We start from the raw sequence: 7,611 nt of genomic DNA, 5'->3' as shown, positions 1-7,611 counted from the left end.
GATCGTGTTTTCGAGGGGAATCACGATCTGAGCGCAGAGTCGGCGCCCGTTTTGCACTGTCACACATTCCGGGGCTGTCTCGTCTAACGGGTATGACCGAGACCAAGACCCGAATCCCCGCTGTCACCCCCAAACAAGCCGGCCTGCTGACCCGCGCCATGTACTGGTACGCCAAGCGCGAGTTCGGTGAGGTGCCCGAGCCGTTCGCGGTTGCCGCAAACCATCCGCGGCTGCTCGTGGCCAACGGCGTGCACGAGATGCTGCTGCAGGGTGGCTCCAAGAAGCTGCCCGCCACGGTCCGCGAGCTCGCGGTGTTCTGGACCGCCCGCACCGTCGGCTGCTCGTGGTGCGTGGACTTCGGCTCCATGCTCATGCGGCTGGAGAACCTCGACGTCGAGCGGCTCAAGTCGATCGACGACTACGCCACCTCGCCGCTGTTCACCGACGACGAGCGCGCCGCCATCGCCTACGCCGACGCCATGACGACCGACCCGCATACCGTCACCGACGAGCAGGTGGACGACCTGCGCCGGCGCTTCGGCGACGACGGCGTGATCGAGCTGACCTACCAGATCGGTGTGGAGAACATGCGGTCCCGGATGTACTCGGCCCTGGGCATCACCGAGCAGGGCTTCAACTCCGGAGATGCGTGCCGCGTTCCGTGGGCCCAGTGACCGTGTCGCTGGCCTGAGGCCGAGACCGGGTGGTAGAACACGTTACAGAAATAGCGGTTGGCAGCCGCTGCAACCACCCGCTCACCTAGGAATCAGCCATGCACTGGTACACCGGCAACACGTTCTATGACACGGTGCTGACCGCGGCCTTCGCGTTCGCGGCGTTCGTGATCATCGGCGGGTTCTTCGCCCAGAGTTCCTACGGGCGCTTCTCGACGACGAAACTCGGCCTGAACCTCAACCCGAAGCTCGGCTGGTGGCTGATGGAGATCCCCGCGACCGTGGTGTTCTTGATCAGCTACCTGGCCGGGCCGAACCGGTTCGAGCCGACGTCCCTGGTGCTCGCCGGAATCTGGCTGCTGCACTACGCCAACCGCGGCTGGTTCTTCCCGCTCGCGATCCGCCAGGTGCCCGGCAAGCGCGGCACGTTCAACATCTCGGTGATCGTCATGGGCATGCTCGTCACCTCCATGCACGGCTACCTCAACGGAACCCTGTTCAGCCAGGACTTCTTCGGGCAGTACACCACCGCATGGCTGACCGACCCGCGATTCCTGGTGGGGTTGGTGATCTACTTGTGCGGGTTCGTGCTGCTGGTCAACTCCGAATCGATCGTGCGGAACCTGCGCGACAAGAACAATCCCGACGGTGCGGAATACCGGATTCCGTTCGGTGGCGGCTTCCGATTCGTCACCAGCCCGGCCTATCTGGGCGAGCTCATCGCCTGGTCCGGCTTCGCGCTACTGACCTGGGCCCTGCCCGGCGTTGTCATCCTGCTGATCACCGCAGGCAATCTGATTCCCCGGGCGCTGGGCACGCACACCTGGTACCAGGAGAAGTTCCCCGAGTACCCCACCGACCGCAAGGCGTTGATCCCGTACGTCTTGTGACGCCGGAATGCGTCACGCCTGCGCGGGCGTGATCTCGATGTAAGCCGTTGGTATCCCGGCCAGTTCGCTGCCGTAGTCGAGACTGCGCTCGAACAGCTTCATCGGCGCGCTCCAGTTGGCGGCGATCACCGCCTCCGCATGCGCATGCTCCGCCTCGGGCAGGATGCGCGCCACGCCGGCCACCACGGGTCCGCTGGGCTTGCCGCGCAGATTGCTCGCCACCACAAGGACTTTCGGATTGTTGCGGATGCGTTTGACCTTCCCGGTCGACGGATCCGTGCGCACATAGAGCTTTCCGTCTGCGATGCCATGGTTGATCGGGCTGGGCATCGCCTCCCCCGATTTCTTGAACGTCACCAGCACGATCTGCCGGTAGTTCTCGAACCCGGCGAAGGTGGTTCCCGTGGCCGGCCCGACGTCGAAGGCGTCGCGGTGGCGCATCTTGTCCATGCCGCGGAACATCATTCGGCTGAACGTGTGGGCCAGGGTTCCGGGCTCGTTCGGCATCACTGTGCACCTCCACGGTCAGCATCTCCACGAAGCGGAGATCCGGTGAACTTGTCGGGGTTCGCGATATCCCAAACCGCACAGACCTTCCCGTCCCGGACGGTGAAGATCGTGACCCGGGGCATCAGCTCCGGGTAGCCGTCACCGGCGGGCGCGCCTGCCGTGTAGACGCCCAGCTGGCCGTTGACGAGCGCGAATTGACTGCCCGCCAGCCAATTCGGGCCGTACTTCTTGGCCAGCCCGAGAATGAACCGGGCCACCTTGTCCGGACCGTGAATGACCCGGGCCGCGGTCGGGGCGCGGCGGTTCGAATCGCCGGTGAACGTGACGTCGGGATGGAGCAGTTTCACGACCGCGTCGAGCTCCCCCGTTGCCAGGGCGGCCATCAGCTCACCGGCGACCTGGTTGTGCAAATCGTCGGGCGATGACGGCGGCGGATCGTCGGCGACCGCGCGGCGGGCCCGCGAGGCCAACTGGCGGGCCGATGCGTCGCTGACCCCGAGGACACTGGCGATCTCGCTGAACGGCACCCCGAACCCGTCGTGCAATACGAAGGCAACCCGCTGATCGGGGGTCAGCCGCTCCAGCACCACCATCGCCGCGAACCGGGCGTCTTCCCCCGCCACCACCGCATTGAGTGGGTCATTCGTGTCGAGCCCGGTCACGACGGGCTCCGGCAGCCATTCCCCGTAGTAGGCCTCGCGCCGGTGCGCCGCGGACCGCAACCGGTCGAGGCCGAGCCGGCTCACCACCGTGGTCAGCCAGGCCCGCAGGTCAGCAATCTGCGTGCGGTTGGCTTCCCAGCGGATCCACGCATCCTGGACGATGTCCTCGGCGTCGGCGAAGGTTCCGGTGAGCCGGTAGGCCACAGCCAGCAGATGGGGCCGCAGCTCCTCGAACTCGCCGACCCGAGCGCTCGCGGTCATAGACCCCAGTTTAGGGCGGAACGAACAAGCGACGCCTCAGGCACCCACCATGACGTAGGTCTTGCGGATCGCCTCCTTGACGAACCACGTTCCCCGCCAGCCCCGGGGCAGCACGAGCAGCGTGCCGGGCCCGATGTCCGCGCTCGTTCCGTCCTCACCGACAACCGTGCCGGAGCCCGAGATGATGTGGCACACCTCGGTCGCACCGGACCGGTCCGCCGTGAACTCACCCGGGTCGCATTCCCACACCCCGGTGTCGGTCACCGCGTCGCCCCAGACTTCCAGCGAGGATTCCAGCTGACCACTGACGCTCGTCGGTTTCGGTTGCGGCTCAGGCATTTCGACCGTGGACGCGGCAACAGAAAACAGGCTGACACTCGTCGTCTCCATCGGGTCAGCGCCCCGTGATCTTGTTGGCCACGCGTGCCAGCCCGCTGGTGCCGGCGAGGCCGCGGGTGGACTCGCGCCGGTCAGCGGTGCGGTACAGCGCATACATGGCCTGCACCCCGAGCCAGCGCAAAGGCTCCGGTTCCCACTTGCGGACCCGTCGCCCGACCCAGGGCAGCCGGGTGAGCGCGGTGTCGCGTCCGAGCACGAGATCGGCAAGGGTGTGCCCGGCCAGGTTGGTGGTGGTCAGGCCGCTGCCGACATAGCCGCCGGCGGTGCCGAGCCCACTCGCCCGGTCGAAGTCCACGGTGGCCGTCCAGTCGCGCGGCACCCCCAGCACACCACACCACGCGTGCTCGATCGGAACATCGCGAGCGGCAGGGAACATGTCGTGCACCAGAGCCCGCAGGGCATCGATGGTCCACTGCTGGGTGGCTCCCCGATGATCGAGTGCCGACCCGTACCGATAGGGGATTCCCCGGCCGCCCAGGGCAATTCGATTGTCGGCCGTACGCTGCGCGTACATGTAGCCGTGCGCGTAGTCGCCGAGGAGCTCGGCGCCCTTCCAGCCGACCTGCTGCAGCACGGATTCGGGCAGAGGTTCGGTGACCACCATCGATGAGTTCATCGGCAGCCACGCCCGGCGCTGGCCCGGCATCGTCGCGGTGAAACCCTCCAGACAGCGCAGGATCACGGGGGCGCGGACATCGCCACGGCCGGTGATGGCACGACCCGCCTTGATGTCGGTCACCTCGGTCTGCTCATAGATGGCGACGCCCATGCCCTCCACCACGCGAGCCAGGCCACCGACCAGCTTGGCCGGCTGCACCCGGGCGCAATGCGGGGTGAACAGAGCGCCCATGGCGCGCTCGACCCGGATGCGGGCGTTGGATTCGTCGCCGGTCAGGACGACGAAGTCGTCTTCTGTGGCACCCCAGCTCCGCTCGTAGTCGAGCGATTCGCGAAGCCGACCCATCTGCGCCTGGTTGCGCGCCACATGCAGCACACCGTCCTTGACGACATCGGCGTCGATGCCCTCGGACTTCGTGACCCCGATGACCTCGTCGACCGCGCCGCGCATGGCGCGCATGAGCTCGACGACACCGTCGTGCCCGTGGGTGGACGCATAGGCGTCGCGGGAACCGGCGAGTTCGGCCGAGAGCCACCCACCGTTGCGGCCGGAGGCTCCGAACCCGGCGAACTCCTTCTCCAGCATGACAATCCGGAGGTCGGGCTGCTCCCGTTTGAGGTAGTAGGCCGCCCACAGGCCGGTCAGGCCGGCCCCGACGATGCAGACGTCGGCTTCGAGCGAACCCGGAAGGGCGGGTCTTGATTCGGGCCAGCCCGCTGCCCGGTACCAGAACGACACACTGCCGTTCACGAAGTCATTGGCGAGACCGCTGGTCGTGCGACCGTCGGGGGACATCTTGGTTCTCCTGTACTCGTGGCGGTTTGATTAGTTGTCGGCGGGCAGGATGGTGGCGACCTCGGGGTCGAACGTCAACCAAACCTGTTGTCCCGCTTCGATCGGCGTGATGCTGTCCGCGCTTTCGCGGACGAGTGCGACGGTGCCGTCGGGCAGGCTGACCTCGACCTTGCGCGAACTGCCGAGGTAGATCTCCTGGATCACGGTGCCGGGCACCGCATTGACGACCGCGGGCTCGGTGTCACCCGTGACGATGCGGATGCGTTCCGGCCGCACCACGACGGCCACCGAATCACCGCGCGTCGATTCACCCTGGGCGGCCACGATCCGCCGGCCGTAGGCGTTCACGATGCACTCGTCCTCGAGCTTTCCGTGGAACAGCGACGACTCGCCGAGGAAGCGGGCCACGAAGATGCTCTGCGGATGCTCGTAAAGGTCGGTCGGCGAGCCGATCTGCTCGATACGCGCCTTGTTGAACACCGCGATGCGGTCCGACAGGACCAGCGCTTCGTCCTGGTCATGCGTGACGTAGACGAACGTGGTGCCGAGTTCGCCGTGAATGCGCTTGATCTCGAGTTGCAGCGAATCGCGGAGCTTCTTGTCCAGCGCGCCCAGCGGCTCGTCCATCAGCAGGACGCGCGGTTCGTAGACCATCGCCCGCGCGAAGGCGACACGCTGCTGCTGACCACCGGACAGTTCCTTGGGCATCCGCTTGCCGTAGCCGTCGAGGCCGACCGTGCGCAACGCCGCGGCCACCTTCTCGCGGCGCAGCGCCTTGGGCATCTTGCGCTGGCGCAACGGGTATTCGACGTTGTCGATCACCGTCATGTGCGGGAAGAGCGCATAGTGCTGGAAAACCATGCCGATGTTGCGCCGGTACGGCGGGAGATCAGCGACGGGCCTGCCGTCGATCAGCAGCTCGCCCGCGGTGACGTCGACGAAGCCGGCGATCATGTTCAGGGTGGTGGTCTTACCCGAGCCGCTGGGGCCGAGCAGCGTGAGAAATTCACCGGGCCGCGCATCGAGGTCGATGGCGTCGACGGCCTTTTCCGACCCGTAGGTCTTGGTCAGGCCGCGCAAGGTGATCGACGCACCGTGCGGGGTGTTGTCAGCGGACACGATTCCTCCTGCGCGAGTAGATGGCCGCGACGACGGTCAGACATGTCGTCAGGGCGAGGATGAGAGTGGCGGCCGCAGCGATCGTGGGATCGGTGTCGCGCGTGACCGAGGCGTACATCTTGACCGGCAGCGTCTGCAGGTACGGGTTCTGGATGAACAGCGACAGAACGACCTCGTCGAAGCTCGTCGCGAACGCGAACAGCGCGCCCGAGAGCACCCCCGGGGCCACCAGTGGCAGGGTGACGGTCCGGAACGTGGTCCATCGGCCGGCACCGCAGATCGCGGCCGCGTCCTCCAGGCGCCGGTCGAATCCCTGCAGGCTGGCCATCACCGGCACGATGACGAACGGCAGCGCCAACATGGTGTGCGCGACGACGAAACCGAACAGGGTTCCGAGCAGGTTCAGCCTCAGGAACAACGCGTAGAGGCCGACTGCTACCACGATCACCGGAACAACCATGGGCGCCAACAGGAATGCGCGGATGCCCTGCCGCCCGGCCAGTCGGGTACGGCTGAGCGCCACCGCCGCGGCCGTGCCGAAGACGGTGGCGAAGACGGCCACCAGGATCCCGACCTCCAGGCTTGCTTTCAGTGCGGCGATCCACGCCGGATCCTCAAAGAACGTGTGATACCAGCGCGTCGACCATCCGGTCGGCGGGAAGGCGAACGACGGCCGGTCGGTGAAGCTCAGCGGCACCACGATCAACGACGGTGCGACCAACCACAAGCCGACCCCCGCACAGAACAACCCGAGCAGGACGTTCCAGAACGTCTTCGCATACCGTGTCATGCCGTGCGCTCCTTGCGGTTTCGGCGCAGCAGGTACAGCAGGGCGGCAAGCACCAGGAAGGTGACGAGCAGCAGCACCACACCCATCGCCCCTCCCCTGCCCCAGGCCAGCAAGCTGGTGACCTGTACGTAGATCTGCTGGCTGATCAGAGCGTCATCGGGAGCGCCGAGCAGCGCGGGCGTGACATAGAAGCCGAGGCTGCTGATGAAAACCATCAGGCAGCCGGCCCCGACGCCGGGCAGCGACAGCGGCACCCAGATTCTGGCGAACGAGATGACCGGTCGCGCACCGAGACTCGACGATGCGAGCACGAGCCGCCGGTCGATGCCCGACATCACGGCATACAACGGCAGGACCATGAACGGCAACAGGATCTGGCTCATGCCGATGACCACGCCCAGGTTGGTACGCAGCAGCGGCACACTGCCCAGCCCGACGAACGACAGCAGGGTTTGGAGCGGCCCGCCGTCCTCCAGCAGGATCACCCAGGCGAAGGTGCGCACCATCAGGCTGGTCCAGAACGGAACCAGCACGATGAGGGTCAGCGCGATGCGGACCGCGGGCCCGAAAGCGACCATCGCGTATGCGTAGGGATAGCCGAGCACCAGGCAGATCACCGTGACTTCGAGGCCCGTCGTGAAGGTGCGCAACAGGACGCTGCGCTGCACGGAATCGCCCAGATACCAGGCGAAATTGCCGAAGCCGAGTTCTGGGTCGCTGAACGCCTGCCAGAACATGATGGCCAGCGGCAGTCCGAACACCCCGAGGACGAGCAGAACCGACGGCGCCAACAAACCGATGTCGCCGAGCCTCCGACCGGAGGTGCTGGGAGTGGTCTGGGTCTTGGGTGGCGCTCCGCCCGCCAGAACATCGACCATCGTCATGGAACGAG

8 protein-coding genes and 1 pseudogene are annotated in these 7,611 nt (G+C 66.4%); 2 read left to right on the top strand and 7 right to left on the bottom strand.

Annotation, left to right across the window (positions count from 1 at the left end; all coding sequences use genetic code 11):
- Nucleotides 1–77: 77 nt before the first annotated feature.
- Nucleotides 78–674: pseudogene (locus tag TX88_RS10140) on the top strand (carboxymuconolactone decarboxylase family protein); the annotation flags it as partial.
- Between the two features lie 98 nt (nt 675–772).
- Nucleotides 773–1,564, top strand: a complete 792-nt coding sequence (locus tag TX88_RS10135) for a phosphatidylethanolamine N-methyltransferase family domain-containing protein (protein WP_044516498.1) — start codon at nt 773–775, stop codon at nt 1,562–1,564.
- Nucleotides 1,565–1,576: 12 nt separating this feature from the next.
- On the opposite strand, the gene TX88_RS10130 is transcribed toward TX88_RS10135, so the two are convergent.
- From TX88_RS10130 to TX88_RS10100, 7 genes are read right to left on the bottom strand one after another with little or no spacing between them, the layout of a single operon-like run.
- Complete coding sequence (locus tag TX88_RS10130; RefSeq protein WP_044516496.1) at nt 1,577–2,071, bottom strand: PPOX class F420-dependent oxidoreductase; 495 nt, start codon at nt 2,069–2,071, stop codon at nt 1,577–1,579.
- Nucleotides 2,071–2,997, bottom strand: a complete 927-nt coding sequence (locus TX88_RS10125; protein WP_044516494.1) for a sigma-70 family RNA polymerase sigma factor — start codon at nt 2,995–2,997, stop codon at nt 2,071–2,073. Before TX88_RS10125 ends, TX88_RS10130 begins: the two co-directional genes overlap by 1 nt.
- A 36-nt stretch (nt 2,998–3,033) precedes the next feature.
- Nucleotides 3,034–3,387, bottom strand: a complete 354-nt coding sequence (locus TX88_RS10120) for a cupin domain-containing protein (protein ID WP_044516493.1) — start codon at nt 3,385–3,387, stop codon at nt 3,034–3,036.
- A gap of 4 nt (nt 3,388–3,391) precedes the next feature.
- The gene (locus TX88_RS10115; RefSeq protein WP_044516490.1) at nt 3,392–4,810 is read right to left on the bottom strand and encodes an NAD(P)/FAD-dependent oxidoreductase; all 1,419 of its coding nucleotides are present in this window, start codon (nt 4,808–4,810) and stop codon (nt 3,392–3,394) included.
- Nucleotides 4,811–4,840: 30 nt separating this feature from the next.
- On the bottom strand, nt 4,841–5,929 hold the full coding sequence (locus tag TX88_RS10110; RefSeq protein WP_044516489.1) for an ABC transporter ATP-binding protein: 1,089 nt from the start codon (nt 5,927–5,929) through the stop codon (nt 4,841–4,843).
- On the bottom strand, nt 5,919–6,719 hold the full coding sequence (locus tag TX88_RS10105; RefSeq protein WP_044516487.1) for an ABC transporter permease: 801 nt from the start codon (nt 6,717–6,719) through the stop codon (nt 5,919–5,921). Before TX88_RS10105 ends, TX88_RS10110 begins: the two co-directional genes overlap by 11 nt.
- Nucleotides 6,716–7,603 (bottom strand): ABC transporter permease, encoded by an 888-nt coding sequence (locus TX88_RS10100; protein ID WP_044516485.1) that lies wholly within the window; start codon nt 7,601–7,603, stop codon nt 6,716–6,718. Before TX88_RS10100 ends, TX88_RS10105 begins: the two co-directional genes overlap by 4 nt.
- Nucleotides 7,604–7,611 lie beyond the last annotated feature (8 nt).

The organism is Mycolicibacterium septicum DSM 44393 (genome assembly GCF_000455325.1).
Taxonomy (GTDB): Bacteria; Actinomycetota; Actinomycetes; order Mycobacteriales; family Mycobacteriaceae; genus Mycobacterium; species Mycobacterium septicum.
This window is presented reverse-complemented; position numbering and strand designations above follow the sequence as displayed.